Origin of the sequence: Agrobacterium sp. LY4, assembly GCF_001526585.1 — a bacterium.
GTDB classification, from domain to species: Bacteria; Pseudomonadota; Alphaproteobacteria; order Rhizobiales; family Rhizobiaceae; genus Agrobacterium; species Agrobacterium leguminum.
The window spans coordinates 34,252-52,744 of record NZ_ASYA01000052.1 but is presented as its reverse complement, the minus strand read 5'-3'; the positions used below and the strand labels follow the sequence as shown (position 1 = coordinate 52,744).

The window sequence follows — 18,493 nt, the reverse complement described above, 5'->3', positions numbered from 1 at the left end:
CAGGACCACTGACATGACCGATAAAAAACTCCGTTCCGACCGCTGGTTTGCTCCCGACGACCTGCGCAGCTTCGGCCACCGCTCACGCATGATGCAGCTCGGTTATGCGGAGGAGGATTTTGTCGGCAAACCCGTCATCGGTATCCTGAACACCTGGTCGGAGCTGAATACCTGTCACTCGCATTTCCCCGAGCGCGTGCAGGATGTGAAACGCGGCGTGCTGCAGGCTGGCGGCTTCCCCGTCGAGATGCCGTCGCTTTCGGTCGATGAGAGCTTCACCAAGCCGACATCGATGCTCTACCGCAACATGCTGGCGATGGAGACGGAGGAAATGATCCGCTCGCATCCGCTCGACGGTGTGGTGCTGATGGGCGGTTGCGACAAGACGACGCCCGGCCTCGTCATGGGCGCGATCTCGGCTGGCGTGCCGATGATCTATCTGCCGGCAGGCCCGATGCTGCGTGGCAACTATGCCGGAAAGGTGCTGGGTTCGGGTTCGGATGCCTGGAAATATTGGGACGAGCGCCGTGCCGGTAACGTCACCGACGAGGAATGGCGCGGCGTGCAGGGCGGCATCGCCCGCTCTGCCGGTGTGTGCATGACCATGGGCACCGCCTCGACCATGACCGCCATCACCGATGCCCTTGGCCTCACCCTGCCGGGAGCTTCCTCCATTCCGGCGGTGGATGCCGAACACCAGCGCATGTCGGCAGGTTGCGGCCGGCGTATCGTGGAAATGGTGACCGAGGAGCTGACGCCGGACCGTATCCTGACCGCGACCGCCTTTCGCAACGCCGCCATCGTCGCCATGGCGACCGGTTGCTCCACCAATGCCGTCGTGCATTTGATCGCCATGGCCCGCCGCGCCGGCGTGCCGATGACGCTCGATGAACTGGACGAGCTTGGCCGGATCACGCCGCTCATCGCCAATGTCCGCCCCTCCGGCAAAGACTATCTGATGGAGGACTTCTATTACGCCGGCGGCCTGCGGGCGCTGATGAAGCAGCTCGAAAGCCGTCTCGACTGTTCGGCGCTCACCGTGACCGGCCGCAGCATGGGCGAGAACCTCGAGGGTGCGAAGGTCTATAATGACGACGTCATCCGCTCGCTCGATAACCCTGTCTATGCGGAAGGCTCGCTTGCGGTGCTGCGCGGCAATCTTTGCCCTGATGGCGCCGTCATCAAGCCCGCCGCCTGCGATCCGAAATACCATGTTCACGAAGGCCCGGCGCTGGTCTTCGACAGCTATCCGGCGATGAAGAAGGCGATTGACGACGAAAACCTCGATGTTACGCCGGATCATGTTCTGGTGCTGCGCAATGCCGGTCCGCTCGGCGGTCCCGGTTTTCCGGAATGGGGCATGCTGCCCATCCCCAAGGCGCTGATCAAGAGGGGCCATCGCGACATGGTGCGTATTTCCGATGCCCGCATGTCCGGCACCTCCTATGGCGCCTGCGTGCTGCATGTCGCGCCGGAAAGCTTTGTCGGCGGTCCGCTGGCGCTCCTGAAAACCGGCGATATCGTCCGCCTCGATCTGCCGCAGCGCCGCCTCGACATGCTGGTCAGCGAAGAGGAAATCGCCAGCCGCCGCGCCGCCTGGCAGGCGCCCGCGCCGCGTTATGAACGCGGTTATGGTTATCTCTTCTCCAAGCATGTCACCCAGGCCGATCAAGGCTGCGATTTCGACTTCCTGCAGACGGATTTCGGCCGCACCGCGGGCGAGCCCGATATTTTCTGAGGACGCCATTATGTTGAAGCGATTGCTCATCACCGGTGCCGGCGGCAAGCTGGGCAGCATGCTGCGCGGACGGCTCGGCCATGTCGCCGAGACCATCCGCCTTTCCGATGTCGTCGATCTCGGGGAGGCAGCCCCCCATGAGGAGCTTTTTCGCTGCCGGCTCGAAGACGAGGCGGCGGTTCATGAACTGGTGAAGGGCTGTGACGGCATCGTCCATCTCGGCGGTATTTCGGTGGAAAAGGCTTTTGATCCCATCGAGGCCGCCAATCTTCGCGGCGTCTACAATCTTTACGAGGCGGCGAGACAAAACGGCCTGCCGCGCATTCTCTTCGCCTCCAGCAACCACACGATCGGTTATTATCCGCAGGGACAGCAGCTCGAGCCGGAAACGCCTTTCCTGCCGGACGGCCTTTACGGCGTCTCGAAGATTTTCGGTGAGGCCATGGCAAGCCTCTACCACTCCAAATTCGGCCAGGAAACGGCCATCGTCCGTATCGGATCCTGCGAAGAAAAGCCCTCCAACTGGCGGATGCTATCGACCTGGCTCAGCTACGGCGACTTCGTTTCGCTGATCGAGGCCACCTTCCGGGTGCGGAAACTCGGTTGCCCGGTCATCTGGGGCGTTTCGGCCAATGACGACAGCTGGTGGGACAATTCCCATGTCGATTTTCTCGGCTGGCAGCGGCGCGACAATGCTGCACATTACCGGGCGGAAATCGAACGCGACGTACCGCGCCCCGACCCGGAGGCCGCGATAGCGAAATATCAGGGCGGCGTCTTCACAGACGAGCCCATTCACAGGACTTGAAACACACCCATCCGCCCATTGCGAGGAGACAGATATGAATAATGAAACGCGCGAAAAACTGCTGACGATTTCCGTCGCTACCCTGGCGACGGCGCTTTACAAGCGGGGTCTGCGCAACCAGGTCATTCAGGGCGTGCGCCCGCTGGGCTACAAGGGCAAGAATATGGTCGGCCCGGCCTTTACCCTGCGCTACATGCCGGCCCGTGAAGACCGCAACCAGCTTGTTGAATTCCGCAATCCCGCCCATCCGCAGCGCGTCGCCATCGAAACATGCCCGCCGGGCCATGTGCTTGTCATGGATAGCCGCAAGGATGCGACCGCCGCCTCGGCCGGCGATATTCTGGTGACCCGCCTGATGGTTCGCGGCGGTGCCGGCATCGTTTCCGATGGCGGTTTCCGTGATGCGGCCACTATCGCCGAGCTGGATATTCCAGCTTACCACACCCGGCCTTCCAGCCCCACCAACCTCACCAAACACGAGGCAATCGAAATCAACGGTCCGATTGGCTGCGGCGATGCGCCCGTGTTTCCGGGCGATATCATCGTCGGTGACGCCGATTGCGTTATCGTTATCCCCGCGGGCATTGCCGACGACGTGGCGACCGAGGCGGTGGAAATGACGGCTTATGAGGATTTCGTGGTGGAGCAGGTCAAGGCCGGCCAGACGATCATCGGGCTTTACCCCTGCACGAAGGAAGAGCACCAGACGGCTTTTGCCGAATGGCGCAAGAAGAACAACCGCTGAACCTTACAGCCAGCCCAGTGCTTTCGCCGCGCGGATCGCCTCCGCGCGGCGTTTGCAATCCAGCTTGCGGAAAAGGTTGCCGAGGTGAAACTTCACCGTCACTTCCGAGATGTTGAGCGTCTGGGCGATCTTCTTGTTGGACATGCCGCTGGCGAGCAGTTGCAGCATCTGCGCTTCCCGCTGCGAAAGCCCGCCATGCAGGGCGCGTGCCTGCGGCGAGTTGATCGAAGCGGCGAAAATCGACAGCGCGGTGCGGACATCGGACGAGGTTTCGATGAAACTGCGGATGCGGCGATTGTTCAGGAGCGGTGAGAGGAAGATGCGCTCCTCCGACAGGACGCCGCTACAGCCAAGACGGGTCGCCGATTCAAGGGCGGTGAGGATATGGGCGCGGGCGGCGGCGTTGTCGCGGCGCTGGTGCGCGGCGTAGCTCTGCCAGATTCTCAGCGCGACCTTTTCGCGGTTGGTGACCTTGGGATTGGCGATCATCGCGTCGATCTGGCGGGATAGATAGGCACGCGGCGTAAAAAGATGCACCGCATCGCGCAGCCAGGCCATGACATAGGCGATTTCATCGCGGCGCGTCAGCCGGGAAAGATCCTCATGCGCGCTCTCCACCCAGTTGCGGCCCATGGGCATGCGGATCGCCGAAAGCGTTGCGGCCGCATCCGCCCAGCGGTTGGCGTTCTGATAGGCGATGGCCGTCCTGATCTCCATCATAGCATGGAATTGCAGCCCTTCCGACAGATGGATCCACAGACCGTCGAGAAAACCGGGGCGAACGGTCATTGGAAAATGATCGATCAGCACCTGCGAGGCATAATGCAGAGCGAACTGCATCAGGCTCGGCCATATCTCGGCCGCAGCGAAATGATCGAATTCATGTTCCACGAAATGCAGGAGATCGCGCGGTTTTCCCGCCTCATAGGCAAGACAGGCTTCCGCCAGCCGCAGCATCCGGAACTCCTGCACGGCATCATGCTGCACCTGTTCCAGCCGCGCACGCGCCTCCTGCGCCGCGTGGCGCGCCAGAAGCGCATCGCCGCTCATCAGCCGCAGCACGATCTGGTGCAGATGGATGAAAAATTCCAGCAGGGGCTGCCCACCCATCTTGCGTAGATAGATCAGAGCGCGTGCGGCGGCGGCCTCCGCCTCGCGGAAATTGCGGCGGCGAATTTCGAATTCCAGCAACGCATTGTAATAGGCCGCCCATTTGCCGTGGTCGTCCATGGGGTAGTCGGCCATGAACTCGGCGAGACGGGTTATCACCGCGTCATTGGGCGTCAGGTCCTCGGCAATCATCAGGTTCAGCCGAAAGGTGCGTGCGGCGAAGGAAAAACGTGAACCTCGGGCAAGCACTTTCAATGGATCGAGGTAGTCCGATCCGAGGCTTTTGCCGAGCAGATGGCGCACGCGCTGCAACTCACCCTGTTTTAGCAGCGCGCGGGTAACGGCGAAGAGCACGGTTTCATTCGTTGCGATCATATCCTGCGAAAACCGCATGATGATCTCGCGAAACCTGTCGACGCTGCTCCTGTAGATGAGTTCACGGCCATGGGCGCGTTCCAGGATTTGCGCGGCATGGGTCTCATAACCACGGTCGAGCAGCATCGCCATGGCCGCAAGCGCCCGTCCTTCCTTTTCGAAAGCCGATGCGACCTCCACCACGGCGCTGCCTGCCTGCAGGGTGGCGAGACGTTCCCGAGCAGCCACGCTCAGAAGCCGTATCAGAGTGGGGTGGTTTTCGGGGTTTCCCGTCAGGAAAGGCGGCAGCAGTTCGGTCCAGTCCGCCTCTGGCTCCGCAGAGGGATTTTCCAGCCAGAACGAAAGTTCAACCGTCTGGGCGGGAGAAAGATGCGGCAGGTAGTTTTCCCGCAGATAGTCGGCACACAGCATTTCATTCGGAAAACGGGCCAGTGACAGAAAAGCCGGCCAACCGGCATAGTCGTGGAGGGCGAGACGTCTCTGCTCAGGTGGCAGGCCTCCCACCTCGTCCTCACCAAGAAGCAGTTCATTCGGCCCGATGGTAAGCGAGCCGCGATGCAGGATTTGCCGGGCCAGTCCGCTGATCCGCTGATCTGGCCGGCAGGCGATGACCACCAAGCGCACCGCCTCCAGAAGCGCGGCGGGCATGCGCGCCGCCCGCGCGAAAACCGGCACGTCCCAAAGGAGACAGCCGTTTTCGATCTCGTCGCTTCGCGGCTGGTGCGTGCGGCACACCTCGGTTCCGAGCTCTTTTGCGAGCATTTCCAGCAGTACGCTTTTTCCCGCACCCGCAGGCGCCCGCAGAAAGACAACGCCGGCGGTTTCGCTGGCGATGCGGCGGCAGAGGCGGGAGCGGGGCAGGAGCGTCATTCGCAAAGGCATAGGGGATTTAAGCCTAAAAACCTATACTCATCTTTCAAAGAACTATACCTTTTCCAGATTGTTCAAATGGACATGTGGTGAAAACTTGTGCTCACGCAACCGATGCACAAGGAACGTCCCACCGATGCAGCAACATCCGCTGGTCGCGATTTTGAACAGGCTCGGCACCTTCGTGCTGGTCATGATCGCCCTGTCCATCATGATTTTCGTGCTGGCCCGCGTGGTGCCGGGCGATCCCGCCCGCATGGCGCTCGGTCCTGCGGCAACGCAGGAGCAGGTGGATGCGCTGCGCGGCGAGATGGGCCTCGATAAGCCGCTCGCCGTCCAATATCTCGACTATATCGGCAATGCCCTGCATGTCGATCTTGGTTTCTCGCTGGTGTCGCAACGCCCGGTCACCACCGATCTGGCGCAGACCGTTCCGGCCACCGTGGAACTGGTGCTGGTCTCGGTCATTTTCATGTTTGCCGTCGCCATCCCGCTCGGCGTCATCACGGCGCATTACCGCGACCGGCCGCTTGACCATATCGGCCGCATCCTGTCGCTTACCGGTGTCACGATCCCGAGCTTTCTTTTCGCTATCACACTGCAATTGCTGGCCGCCCGGTTTCTCTCCGGCTGGCCGATCATCGGCAGGCTTGACCACTCGCTCGGCTGGCAGGGCGGCCCCACGGGTTTCATCCTGATCGACGGCACGCTGGCCGGACGGTTCGATGTGGTGCTGGATGCGCTGAAACACCTTGCACTGCCGGCATTTGCGCTTTCCATGGCCGGCATCGGCCAGATCACCCGCATCACCCGCTCCTCGATGATCGAGAACCAGCGCAAGGACCATGTGCTGACCCTGCAGAGCTTCGGCGTGCCGGAGCGGGTCATCATCTTCCGTTACCTGCTGAAGCTCTCTTCCATTGCACCGCTGACGATCATGGGCCTCGAATTCGCGTCGTTGATCGGCAATGCTTTCGTGATTGAGATGGTCTTCGCCTGGGGCGGTTTCGCTTCCTACGGGCTGAACGCCATCCTGCAGAAAGACCTCAATGCCGTGACCGCCGTGGTGCTGGTGGCCGGCCTGTTCTTCATCGTTGCGAACCTGATCGTGGATGTCCTGATCTCGATCATCGACCCGCGCCTGCGCCGCAAGGAGGCGCGCTGATGGCTGATATGAAAATGCTCGAACCCACCGATCGCGGCCTAAGCGCCGGTTATATGATGTGGTATCGCTTCAGCCGCAATCCGGCGGCGGTCATCGGCTCGCTGATCCTCCTGTCGGTGCTGGTGCTGGCGGTCTTTGCGCCATGGCTCACGCCCTATCCGAAACATATCGGCGCAGTTGTCGATTTCCGCGCCCGCCATATGCCGCCGGATCTGGAACACTGGTTCGGCACCGACAAGGCCGGGCGCGATATCTTTTCCCGTACCATTTTCGGGCTGCGGGTCTCGCTGCTTCTCGTCATCGGCGTGCTCGGCATTTCGGTGCCGGTCGGAACCGTGCTTGGCCTCATCGCCGGTTATTTCGGCGGCTGGACTGAAAAGCTCATCAGCGGCCTGACGAATGTGATGCTGGCCATGCCGCCGCTCGTCATGGCGCTCGCGGTCTCCAACCTCCTGGAACCGACGCTGATGAACGCCATGATCGCGATCACGCTGCTGTGGTGGACCTGGCATGCGCGGTTGATCTATTCGGTGTCGAAGTCCATCGCTTCGGAAGATTATATCGAGGCGGCGCGTCTTGCCGGTGCCGGTCCGCTGCACATCCTCTTTCGCGAAATCCTGCCCAATTGCGTCTCGGTCATATCGGTCAAGACCACGCTGGATGCCGCCTTCGTCATCCTGTTCGGTGCGACGCTGAGCTTCCTTGGTTTCGGCGTCAAGCCGCCGACCCCCGACCTTGGATCGATGGTTGCCGACGGACGCCAGTTCATGCCGGATTTCTGGTGGGAAGTGCTCTGCCCCGGTGCGGCCGTGCTTTACGTGACGCTGGGTTTCAACCTGCTGGGCGACGGCCTGCGCGACATGTTCGACGTGGAAAGCTAAGGCCATGACTGAACCGCTTCTCAAGGTCGAAAACCTCAACGTCACCTTCACCAATTACGGCCGCACGCGGCAGGTTCTGCGCGATGTTGCCTTCACGGTTGCCGCCGGCGAACGCGTGGCGCTGATCGGCGAAACCGGATCGGGCAAATCCGTCACCGCCAAGGCGATCATTGGCACTTTGCCGAAGAATGCCGCGATCACATCAGGTGCGATCGTCATCGATGGCCGGGATGTGCTGTCCATGTCGCGCAGGGAGCGTGAGGCGCTGAAGGGCACCGCGTTTTCGCTGATCATGCAGGACCCGCTTTCCTCCTTTAATCCGGTCTTCAAAGTCGGCACGCATCTCGATGATGTCATGCGTTTTGCCGACAAACGCGACGGCGTCAATTCGTCCAAGGCGGAGCGCCGCAACCGCATCGCAGCCGTTTTACGCCGCGTGCAGCTTGCCGATACCGAGCGGGTGATGAACGCCTATCCGTCCGAACTTTCGGGCGGCATGCGCCAGCGTGTGCTGATCGGGCTTGCGCTGCTGCACCAGCCGAAGCTCCTGATCGCCGATGAGCCCGGCACGGCGCTCGACGTGACGACGCAGGATGAAATCCTCAACCTCATCAACCAGCTGGTTGCCGAAGAAAACATGGCGCTGTTGATGATCACCCACAATCTCGGCGTCGTGCGCAAGGTGGCGGACAGGGTCGTGGTCATGCATCACGGCGATATCGTCGAGACCGGTCCATGCACACAGATCCTGCATAGTCCTGCCAAGGATTATACGCGTTCGCTGCTGGATGCCGTGCCGCCGCTCTATGGCCCGCGCGTCACCGATCTGGCGCAAAGCAAGCGCTCGCCCATCGTGACGATTGAAGGGCTGAACAAGATTTACGGCAGGCGCAACGGTTATCACGCCGTGCGGGATGTGAACCTGACCCTGAAGGAAGGCGAGGTTTTCGGCCTGGCGGGTGAATCCGGCTCCGGCAAGACCTCGGTTGCGCGCATGATCATGGGCCTTTCGCGTCCCACGTCTGGCAATCTTGTCATTGATGCCCCGGCGCCTGCGCGCGGCAAGAGGCTGACGCAGATCGTCTATCAAAATCCGGGCACCTCGCTCAATCCGAAGCGCACGGTGAAACAGACGCTGGCACTGCCGCTGAAATCCATCGGCATGGATGGGCCTGCGGGTGAAAGCCGCATGCAGGAACTGATGGGGCTGGTGCGGCTGCCGCAATCCTATCTCGGCAAATATCCGCATGAGCTTTCCGGCGGCCAGAAGCAGCGTGTGGCGATTGCCCGCGCGCTGGCTGCGGAGCCGAAAATCCTCATCCTCGACGAGCCGACGGCGGCACTTGATGTCTCCGTGCAGAAGACGGTGATCGACCTTCTGTTGCAGCTGCGCGAGGAGCTTGGCCTCACCTATCTGATGATCTCGCACGACCTGTCGCTGATGCGCAATTTCTGCTCGCGCATCGCCATCATGCTGCGCGGCGAGATTGTCGAGGAGGGCGTGACGTCGGCGGTCTTCGCCGAGCCGACCCATCCCTATACCCGCGCCCTGATCGCGGCCATCCCCGTCGTCACCGACGAGGAAGAACGTCTCAAACCCACCGTGACCGAGGAAGAGCGCATGCGCTTCCTCGTAAAAACGACCGATTGATGAAAGAGGAGCCTGACGTGTATCGCGTTGGAATTGACGTCGGCGGCACGAATACCGATGCCGTTGTGTTGCAGGATAAAACCGTTCTGGCGGGGGTGAAGGCCTCCACGACAGAGGATGTGACATCCGGTGTCATCGAAGCCCTTGAAAAGGTCATCGAGGCGTCGGGCATCGACAGGGCGCGCATTGGCGCCGTGATGATCGGCACCACGCATTTCACCAATGCGGTGATCGAGCGTCGGCATATGGACGAGGTGGCCGCCATCCGTCTCGGCCTGCCGTCCGGCGCCGGCCTGCCGCCCATGGTCGACTGGCCGGATGATCTCCGGGAAATCGTCGGTAACCACGGTTATCAGGTGCGCGGCGGTTACGAATTCGACGGCCGCGAAATTTCGCCGCTCGATGAGGACGAGATTGTCCGCATCGCCGCCGATATCCGTGCCAAGGGTTTGAAAGCCGCTGCCGTCACCTGTGTCTTCAGTGGCATCAATGATGCGATGGAGCTACGGGCGAAGGAAATCCTGCAGGAACGCTGCCCCGGCCTGCCGGTGGTGATGTCCAAGGATATTGGCCGCCATGGCCTGCTTGCGCGTGAAAGTGCTGCAATCATGAATGCCAGCCTGCTGTCGCTTGCCGACCGCACCGTCGCGGCTTTCGGCGAGGCGTTGAAGGCTGCGGGCATCACCTGCCCGTTTTATATCACCCAGAACGACGGCACGCTGATGGCGGCGGATGTGGTGCGCGGTTTCCCCGTGCTCACCTTCGCCTCCGGCCCGACGAATTCCATGCGTGGTGCGGCCTTCCTCACCGGCCTCAAGGATGCGGTTGTGGTCGATGTCGGCGGCACCACCTCCGATGTCGGCTCGCTCTCGCACGGCTTCCCGCGTCAGGCCTCGACCACGGTGGATATTGGCGGCGTGCGCACCAATTTCCGCATGCCTGACGTCTTCTCCATCGGTCTCGGTGGTGGTTCGCTGGTGGTCAATGGCGACCATGGCCTGACGGTCGGGCCGAAATCCGTCGGTTACCGTGTTCGCCGCGAGGCGCTCTGCTTCGGTGGCTCGACCCTGACGGCGACCGATATCGCGGTTGCCTCCGGCAAGGCCGATGTGGGCGAGAAGGCGCTGGTTTCCAGCCTCGACAAAAAGCTCGTGGATGCGGCGGTCGACAAGATCAACGACATGCTCGAGGCCTGCGTGGAGCGCAGCCGCATCTCGTCGTCGCCGGTGCCGGTGATTGCCGTTGGCGGCGGTTCCATCCTGATGCCGGACCGGATCGGTGACCTCGAAGTCATCCGGCCCGAGAATTTCGCGGTGGCCAATGCCGTCGGCGCGGCGATTGCGCAGATCAGCGGCGAGACCGACCGGGTCTTCTCGCTGATCGACGGACGCACGCGCGAGAGCGCACTGGCCGAGGCGGAAGCGGAGGCACGCGAAAAGGCGATTGCCGCCGGCGCGATTGCCGAAACGCTGGAGGTCATCGAGCGCGAGGACATGCCGCTTGCCTACCTGCCCGGCAATGCCACCCGCATTCATGTGAAAGTTGTTGGAGAAATGGGAGCCAATCATGGCTGAGACACGCAAGCTGAAATATGACGAAGCGGCATTGCGGACGCTGACCCGTGAAGATCTCGATGCGCTGGAAATCGGCGCCGGCATTCTCGGCACGGGCGGCGGCGGCAATCCCTATCTCGGCAAGCTGCTGGCGCTGGAAGCCATGAAGGCCGGTTACGAGATGAAAATCCTCGCAACTGATGCCATCGAGTCGGACGCGCTCTGCATGTCGATCGGCGGTATCGGCGCGCCTGTCGTCGGCGTCGAGCGCATTCGCGAAGGCCGCGAAGGCCTGCGTTGCCTGCGGGCGATGGAAGAGCTGATCCGCACGCCCGTAGACGCCATTGTCTGCGAGGAAATTGGCGGTTCCAATTCCATGAACCCGCTGGTGACTGCGGCGCTTGGCGGCCTGCCGATCCTCGATTGCGACGGCATGGGCCGGGCTTTCCCGGAAATGCAGATGACCACCTTCTCCATTTATGGTCATAGTTCCACGCCGTCGGTGATGTGCGATCTGCACGGCAATGCTGTTATCTTCAGCCATGCCGTTTCCGAAGTCTGGCACGAGCGCATGGCGCGCGCCTGCGTCGTTTCGCAGGGCGGCGGCGCGATGCTGGCGACCGCGCCGATGCAGGCGCATTACGTGCACCAGTATGGCATTCCCAAAACCTACACCAAGGCGATTGCCATCGGTGAGGCAGTGATCCGCGCCCGCAAGCAGCAGGAAGACCCGATTGCCGCAGTCTGCGCGCTGGAAGGCGGAAAGCGCATCTTCAACGGCAAGATCACCGATCTGAAGCGCCACCTGCGCGGCGGTTTCGCGGTCGGCGATCTCACGCTCTCCGGCTTCGACGATTGCGCGGGCCAGACGGCGGGCGTCGCCATCCAGAACGAATTCCTGCTGTTTTCCCGTGACGGCAAAGTGGAAGTGACGGTGCCCGACCTGATCGTCCTGCTCGATGTCGACACCGGTTATCCGATCACCACCGAAGTCCTGCGTTACGGCCAGCGCGTGGCCGTCATCGCCATCCCCTGCCACGACCTGCTGCGCAGCGCCCGCGCGCTTGAGGTCGTCGGGCCGGCGGCCTTCGGTTATCCGGACATTCCTTTCTCACCGCTGCCCGTCCCGGTCAGCAAGGCTGCCTAACCATAAGCGGGGCCAATGCCCCGCAATAAAGAGGAGAACGATAATGAAAATGCCTGTACTTTCTTCCCGTCTCGCCGCGCTGGCGCTCGGCACGGCGTTTGCGTTGCCGCTTGTTTCTTCCGCAGCCCTTGCGGAAGACAAGGTGTCAGTCGCGGTCAACACCATGCAGATATTCAGCTCGCTCGACCCGGCGAAGGTGACTGATTACACCGGCTATATGGCCATCGTGAACATGTATGACGGTCTGACCACGGTGAACGCCAAGGGCGAAATCGTGCCGCATCTGGCGAAATCCTGGGAGATTTCTGAAGACGGCCTGACCTACACCTTCCACCTGCGCAACGATGCGAAGTTTCAGGATGGCACGGCGGTAAAGGCTGCCGATCTTGCCTGGTCGATCCAGCGCCTGGTCGGCATCAACAAGGGGCCATCGAACCTCATCGTCGGCGTGCTGAAGCCCGAAAACGTCACCGCGCCTGACGACGCCACGCTGGTCATGAAGATCGAGCGCCAGTTTTCGCCCTTTATGGCGGCGACGCCGCTGATGATGGCGATGAACAAGACGTTGATCGAGGCCAATGCCAAGCCCGAAGACAAATGGGGCGAGGCCTATGTCGGCGAACATTCCGCCGGTTCCGGACCCTACAAGCTGGTCAGCTACAACCGTTCCGCCGATATGGTCATCGCCCGCAATGCCGATTATTTCCTTGGCTGGACCAAGGGCAAGCCGATCGATGAAGTGCGCTTCGTGCAGACCAGCGACGACGCCACCGTCAAGGCGCTGGCGGAAAAGGGCGAACTCGGGCTTTCCTCGCACGGGCTTGGCAACGACACCTATGAATCCATCGGCCGGATGAAGGGTTACAAGCTGATCCAGACCCGCACCGCCGGCGGTTTCGTCATCAAGCTTAACACCAAGGCCTATCCGACCGACGACGTTCATGTGCGCCGCGCCATTGCCTATGCGACGGATTACAAGACGATCCAGGAAGTGATCTATCCCGGTTTCGACATGAAGGGACCGCTCTCCGACGCGTTCAAGGATGCGCATAACGGCGATATCCAGCCAGGCGTCTACGATCTGGAAAAAGCCAAGGAAGAGCTGGCGAAGTCGAAATATGCCGGCCAGAAGATCACGCTGGTCAACAGCTATGTCGCTTCGCTGGCCTTCGAGGCGGAAGTGGCGCTGCTATTGCAATCCAGCCTCGAGCAGATCGGCATCACGCTCGATATCAAGCCCGAGCCGTGGAACCGTATCGTCGAGCTTTCCTCCAAGCCGGAAACGACGCCCGCATCGACGCAGGTGAATATTTCGCCGACCTATCCGTCGCCGGATTCGATGTTCTACAACCAGTATCACTCCAAGGCCTCCGGCACCTGGATGTCGATGGAATGGTTGCAGAATGCGGAAATCGACGGGCTGATCGACAAGGTTCGCGCCACCACGGATGTGAACGAGCAGAACGCCACCTACAAGGAACTGCAGGCGAAGATCGCCGATCTTCAGCCGGATGTCTGGGCCGTTGCGCCGAACCGCCGTTATGCGGCGAACAAGTGCCTTCAGGGTTACGAGTTCATTCCCATGCAGAGCTGGGACCTGAACTTCTCCAATTTCCATTGGGACTGCAAGGCGGAGTGATCTCCGCCTCATGAAAACCGGCCCCGCCACAAAGGCGGGGTTGGCCAGACTTGGAACTTCAAAGGGAAGGAGCATCGCCTGCGGCCGGAAAGGCTGCGGCATGCCCGAGGATGACGCATGATCCAGGAATTTTCCGAAGACGATATTGAACCTCTGGCCACCGGCGCCTGGATTCTTGGAACCGGCGGCGGTGGCAACCCCTATATATCGACGCTCAATCTGCGCCGTCTTTATGCCGAGGGCAGGCGGGTGAAGGTCATGGACCCCATGGCGCTTGCCGATGATGACATGGTTGCCGTCGTCTCCAAGATGGGTGCGCCGCTTGTCGGTCAGGAGCGGCTGGGGGACCCCGTGCATCTTGCCCGCGCCGTCGAGGTGATGGAGGATTATCTCGGCAAGCCGTTCCGGGCGATCATGAGCGTGGAAATCGGCGGTTCGAATGCGCTGTCATCCTTCCTCGCCGCCGCCGTACTCGACCGGCCGGTCGTGAATGCCGATGCCATGGGACGCGCCTATCCCGAAGCGCAGATGACATCCTTTGCCATCGGCAACCTCCCGATGTTCCCGCTGTCGCTCGTCGATGTGCGCGATAATCAGGTGATCGTGACGCGCGCTGCCTCGTGGAAATGGATGGAACGCATCTCGCGCAAGGTCTGCACCGAAGTCGGTTCCACTGCCGCCACCTGCAAGGCGCCGCGCACCGGCAAGGAAGTGAAGGAGTGGGGCATTCATTACACCGTCACCAAGGCGACCGAACTCGGGCGCGCAGTGATGGCAGCGCGTGCACGCCATGACGATCCGGTTCTGGCGGTTCTTGACCATGAGGGCGGCAAGCAGCTGTTCCGCGGCAAGGTGGTGGATGTTGCTCGTGAGACCACCGGCGGTTTCCTGCGCGGCAGCACGACGATTGAAGGCATCGATGCCGACCGCGGTTCGCGCATGGAACTCGCCTTCCAGAACGAATGGGCGGTCGCCTTCCGCGATGGCCAGCCGGTCGCCATGACGCCGGACCTGCTCTGCCTTCTCGATACTGTTTCCGGCGGCGCCATCGGTACGGAATCGGTGCGTTACGGCCAGCGCGTCACGGTTGTCGCCCTGCCGGCGCCGGAGCTTTTGACGACACCTGCCGGCATCGCCGCCGTCGGCCCGCGCGCCTTCGGTTATGACATTGATTTCAGATCGGTATTCCCATGAAACGCATCGGTATTGACGTTGGCGGCACCAATACGGATGCCGTTCTGATCGATGGAGACACCATCGTCGCTTCCATCAAGGTTCCGACCACGCAGGATGTCCTATCCGGCGTCAAGGCGGCGCTTGCCCATGTGGCAGGCCATGTCGGCGCGGCGGACCGGCCGATTGATGCGGTGATGATCGGCACCACGCACTTTACCAATGCTGTGGTGGAGCGCGCCCGGCTGGAGCGGGTTGCGGCCATCCGCATCGCGCTGCCAACAGGTTCTTCGCTGCCGCCCATGTGCGACTGGCCGAAAGATCTGCGCGATGCCGTCGATCCGCTGATCTTCATGGTCCATGGCGGCCATGAATATGACGGCAGCCCGCTGGTGCCGATGGTTCCCGATGAAATCCGCGAAGCGGCGATGAAAATCCGCGATGCGGGCATCACCTCCATTGCCATTTCTGCAACGTTCTCGCCGCTGACGACGGAGTGCGAGGTGCGGGCGGCGGAAATCGTCCGTTCGGTGATCCCTGATGCACGCATCACGCTTTCCCATACGCTCGGCCGCATTGGGCTGCTGGAGCGGGAAAATGTAGCTCTCCTGAACGCAGCGCTGCAAACGCTCGGCAAGACCACGGTTCAGGCATTTTCGGATGCGCTGCGCGAAGCGGGCGTGAAGGCGCCGTTTTATCTGACCCAGAATGACGGCACCGTGGCGCTTGCGGATGTGGCCGCCGCCAACCCCGTGCACAGCTTCGCTTCCGGCCCGACGAACTCGATGCGCGGTGCGGCCTTCCTCACCGGTCTTTCCGATGCCATGGTGGTGGATGTCGGCGGCACCACCTCCGATATCGGCTGCCTTGTCGGCGGTTTTCCGCGCGAGGCGAACAATATCGTTCATATTGGCGGGGTGCGCACGCTCTTCCGTATGCCCGACCTCCTGCCAATTGCACTCGGCGGCGGCACCATCGTCGACCCTGAGACGGGCAAGATCGGTCCGCGCTCGGTCGGTTATCGCATCCTGACGGAAGCCCGCGTTTTCGGCGGCGAGACGCTGACGACATCGGATATCGCCGTTGCCGCCGGCCTGATCGAGATGGGTGACCGCGACCGTGTGAAAGACCTTGATCCGTCTTTCGTGCAGGCCACGCTTCAACGCATCCGTGACATGGTGGCCGACAGTTTCGACCAGATGAAGACGTCGGCCGAAGACGTGCCGCTTGTTGCCGTCGGCGGCGGGGCGTTCCTGATTCCCGAGACGGTTCCGGGTGCGTCGGAAGTGTTGCGTGTTGAAAATGCCGGCGTTGCCAATGCGCTCGGCGCGGCAATGGCGCAGGTTTCCGGAGAGGTCGATCAGGTCTTTTCCGGCCTGAGCCGCGATGAAGCCCTTGCGAAAGCCGAGACTGAGGCGCAGAACGCCGCGGTCGCATGCGGCGCGGAGCGGGCGAGCCTCAAGACGCTTGAGGTGGAGGATATTCCGATCGCCTATCTGCCGGGCGGCGCGCGGCGGGTCCGGGTGCGGGTCATCGGCGATATCGCCTTTCATTGATGATAAGAGGCCCTGCCGCTGGCGGGGCGACGAGGGAGTGAGCACATGACGAAGATCGCACTGGCCATTCACGGTGGTTGCGGCGTGATGCCGGAAGACAGCATGACGGCCGGGGAGTGGGCTGCTGCGCGCGACGATCTGGCAGCGGCCCTGCGCGCCGGTTATGGCGTGCTGAAGGCTGGCGGAACGGCGCTTGAAGCGGTTGAGGCGGCGGTCGTCGTCATGGAGGACAGTCCGCATTTCAATGCCGGCCACGGGGCGGCGCTCAACGAAAACGGCATTCACGAACTCGATGCCTCGATCATGGATGGTGAAACGCTGGCGGCAGGTGCGATCAGCGCCTCTCGCGCCATCCGCAACCCGGTAAAGGCGGCCCGTGCGCTGATGGCGGATGAGCGTGCCGTCTATCTGACGGGAGAGGCGGCCGACCGCTTCGCGAAGGAAAAGGGGCTCGCCACCGAGCCTCAATCCTATTTCACCACCCAAAAGCGTCTTGAAGCGCTGGCGGCGATGAAGCGCCATGCCTCCGCCGGTACGGAAGCGACGGAAAACGAAAAACACGGGACTGTCGGCGCGGTGGCGCTCGATGCGGCGGGGCATCTCGCGGCGGCTACTTCGACCGGCGGTTACACCAACAAGCCGGATGGCCGGGTGGGCGATAGCCCGGTGATCGGGGCTGGCACCTATGCGCGGGATGGGGCCTGCGCCGTTTCCGGCACCGGCAAGGGCGAATTTTTCATCCGTTATGTCGTCGGCCACGAGATCGCATCGCGTGTCGCCTATCTCGGGCAGGATCTGGAGACCGCCGCCGGCAATCTCGTCCACAAGGATCTGGCGCCCTACGATATCGGCGCGGGTCTCGTCGCAATCGATGCCGAAGGCGGCATATCCGCGCCATACAATACATCAGGCATGTTTCGCGGCTGGGTGACGCCCTCGGGAGAGGCGCGCGTAGCCACCCATGACACCGTCTATGAGGTGGAATTGTAACCGGCGACCGTGCCGGCCAAGTGGTGACGCAAAAAAACCGGTGACATCAAGGTCTATCGGCGGCAAAACGTTTGAACCGAAACCGGCTCGTCTCTTCACCCATGGTGCTGGCCTCATGAACATCAAGCAGCTCGAAGTTCTGCGCACGCTTCTTTCCACCGGCTCCACCATCGCCACCGCCAAGGCCATGGGTCTCAGCCAGTCCGGTATCAGCCGGCTTCTGGCCCAACTTGAGGCCGACCTGTCGCTGACACTGTTTGCCCGCGACAAGGGGCGGCTGATCCCGACGCCGGAGGCGGTGCTGCTCGCGCGGGATGCGGAAAACGTGCTGCTTGCCGTGGACCGCATGTCCGGCCACGCCGAGGATTTGCGCAATGGCGCGGCCGGCCCGGAAATTGTCCGCATCGGCCTGCCGAGCAGCATGTGGGAAAATTTCGCGCCCGCCATGCTGATCGACTATGTCAGGGATTTTCCCGGCGTTCGCATCGAGACTTTTTTCGAAACGACGACGGCCATCAACAAGCTCGTCGGCGAGCGGGTGATCGATCTCGGTTTCCTGCGGATGGAAGGAGAGATCGGGCCGGGCATCGATGTGGAGCGTGTCGCGACCGGCAAGAGCGTCTGTGTGGTGCGGGAGGATCATCCCTTGGCCGAGCTCGATGAAATTACCGTCAAGGACCTACGCAATGTTCCGCTCATTCTGATCGGCCGGCAGCGGCCGAACCGCATGGCGCTCGATCAGGTCTTCAAGAAGGCCGGCGTCAAGCCGATGGTGAAGATCGAGACCCACACCAACAGTTCCGCCTGCGCCTATGTCGCGCACGGGTTGGGAGTGACGATCATCAGCAGTTTTTATGCCAACCTCTACCGGCATCTTCCCGTTGTCCCCCGGCCATTCGTTCCGCAGGCCACACAGGAATTCGGCCTAGCCCGTGCTTCCGGCGCACCGCTGTCCATCGCTGCGCAGGCGCTGAGCGATGCCTTGAAGCGGGAAATCCAGCTTTCGCAAAAAATCGACTGAAAACGGGATTTTGGGCGGAAAATCTCATTATCCTCATCAGGATGAAACGCGCCGTCATTCTGCATAGATAT

General features: G+C 61.8%; 14 protein-coding genes. 13 read left to right on the top strand and 1 reads right to left on the bottom strand.

Annotated features, from left to right (window positions below):
- Window positions 1-13: 13 nt before the first annotated feature.
- Genes araD through L904_RS23695 form a run of 3 tightly spaced genes read left to right on the top strand, consistent with a single transcriptional unit; the run spans window position 14 to window position 3,291 of the window.
- Entirely contained in the window at window positions 14-1,738 is a 1,725-nt protein-coding gene (araD, locus tag L904_RS23705) for an L-arabinonate dehydratase (RefSeq protein ID WP_020813263.1), read from the top strand.
- 10 nt (window positions 1,739-1,748) lie between these two features.
- A complete protein-coding gene (locus L904_RS23700) occupies window positions 1,749-2,546 on the top strand; it encodes an NAD(P)-dependent oxidoreductase (RefSeq protein ID WP_020813264.1) in 798 nt (265 codons plus the stop codon).
- Between the two features lie 34 nt (window positions 2,547-2,580).
- Window positions 2,581-3,291 (top strand): ribonuclease activity regulator RraA, encoded by a 711-nt coding sequence (locus L904_RS23695; RefSeq protein ID WP_020813265.1) that lies wholly within the window; start codon window positions 2,581-2,583, stop codon window positions 3,289-3,291.
- 3 nt (window positions 3,292-3,294) lie between these two features.
- Here the strand turns inward: L904_RS23695 and L904_RS23690 are convergent, their stop codons facing one another.
- Window positions 3,295-5,646, bottom strand: a complete 2,352-nt coding sequence (locus L904_RS23690) for a helix-turn-helix transcriptional regulator (protein WP_031234525.1) — start codon at window positions 5,644-5,646, stop codon at window positions 3,295-3,297.
- Between the two features lie 136 nt (window positions 5,647-5,782).
- Between L904_RS23690 and L904_RS23685 the strand changes: the two genes are divergently transcribed.
- From L904_RS23685 to L904_RS23640, 10 genes are all read left to right on the top strand, one after another.
- Entirely contained in the window at window positions 5,783-6,811 is a 1,029-nt protein-coding gene (locus L904_RS23685) for an ABC transporter permease (RefSeq protein WP_020813267.1), read from the top strand.
- Complete coding sequence (locus L904_RS23680; RefSeq protein WP_020813268.1) at window positions 6,811-7,692, top strand: ABC transporter permease; 882 nt, start codon at window positions 6,811-6,813, stop codon at window positions 7,690-7,692. Before L904_RS23685 ends, L904_RS23680 begins: the two co-directional genes overlap by 1 nt.
- A gap of 4 nt (window positions 7,693-7,696) precedes the next feature.
- On the top strand, window positions 7,697-9,343 hold the full coding sequence (locus tag L904_RS23675) for an ABC transporter ATP-binding protein (protein WP_020813269.1): 1,647 nt from the start codon (window positions 7,697-7,699) through the stop codon (window positions 9,341-9,343).
- Between the two features lie 17 nt (window positions 9,344-9,360).
- Entirely contained in the window at window positions 9,361-10,917 is a 1,557-nt protein-coding gene (locus tag L904_RS23670; RefSeq protein WP_035264254.1) for a hydantoinase/oxoprolinase N-terminal domain-containing protein, read from the top strand.
- Entirely contained in the window at window positions 10,910-12,043 is a 1,134-nt protein-coding gene (locus L904_RS23665; RefSeq protein WP_020813270.1) for a DUF917 domain-containing protein, read from the top strand. The genes L904_RS23670 and L904_RS23665 overlap by 8 nt, the downstream gene beginning before the upstream one ends.
- 43 nt (window positions 12,044-12,086) lie before the next feature.
- Window positions 12,087-13,682: an ABC transporter substrate-binding protein gene (locus tag L904_RS23660; RefSeq protein WP_020813271.1), complete on the top strand. Its 1,596-nt coding sequence runs from the start codon at window positions 12,087-12,089 to the stop codon at window positions 13,680-13,682.
- Window positions 13,683-13,799: 117 nt separating this feature from the next.
- Window positions 13,800-14,876: a DUF917 domain-containing protein gene (locus L904_RS23655; protein ID WP_020813272.1), complete on the top strand. Its 1,077-nt coding sequence runs from the start codon at window positions 13,800-13,802 to the stop codon at window positions 14,874-14,876.
- Window positions 14,873-16,411 (top strand): hydantoinase/oxoprolinase N-terminal domain-containing protein, encoded by a 1,539-nt coding sequence (locus L904_RS23650; RefSeq protein ID WP_020813273.1) that lies wholly within the window; start codon window positions 14,873-14,875, stop codon window positions 16,409-16,411. Before L904_RS23655 ends, L904_RS23650 begins: the two co-directional genes overlap by 4 nt.
- 45 nt (window positions 16,412-16,456) lie before the next feature.
- Window positions 16,457-17,401 carry an isoaspartyl peptidase/L-asparaginase family protein gene (locus L904_RS23645; RefSeq protein ID WP_020813274.1) on the top strand — a complete coding sequence of 315 codons (945 nt, stop codon included), beginning with the start codon at window positions 16,457-16,459 and terminating at the stop codon, window positions 17,399-17,401.
- Window positions 17,402-17,516: 115 nt separating this feature from the next.
- Window positions 17,517-18,422, top strand: coding sequence for a LysR family transcriptional regulator (locus L904_RS23640; protein ID WP_020813275.1), 906 nt, complete (start codon window positions 17,517-17,519; stop codon window positions 18,420-18,422).
- Window positions 18,423-18,493: the final 71 nt, after the last annotated feature.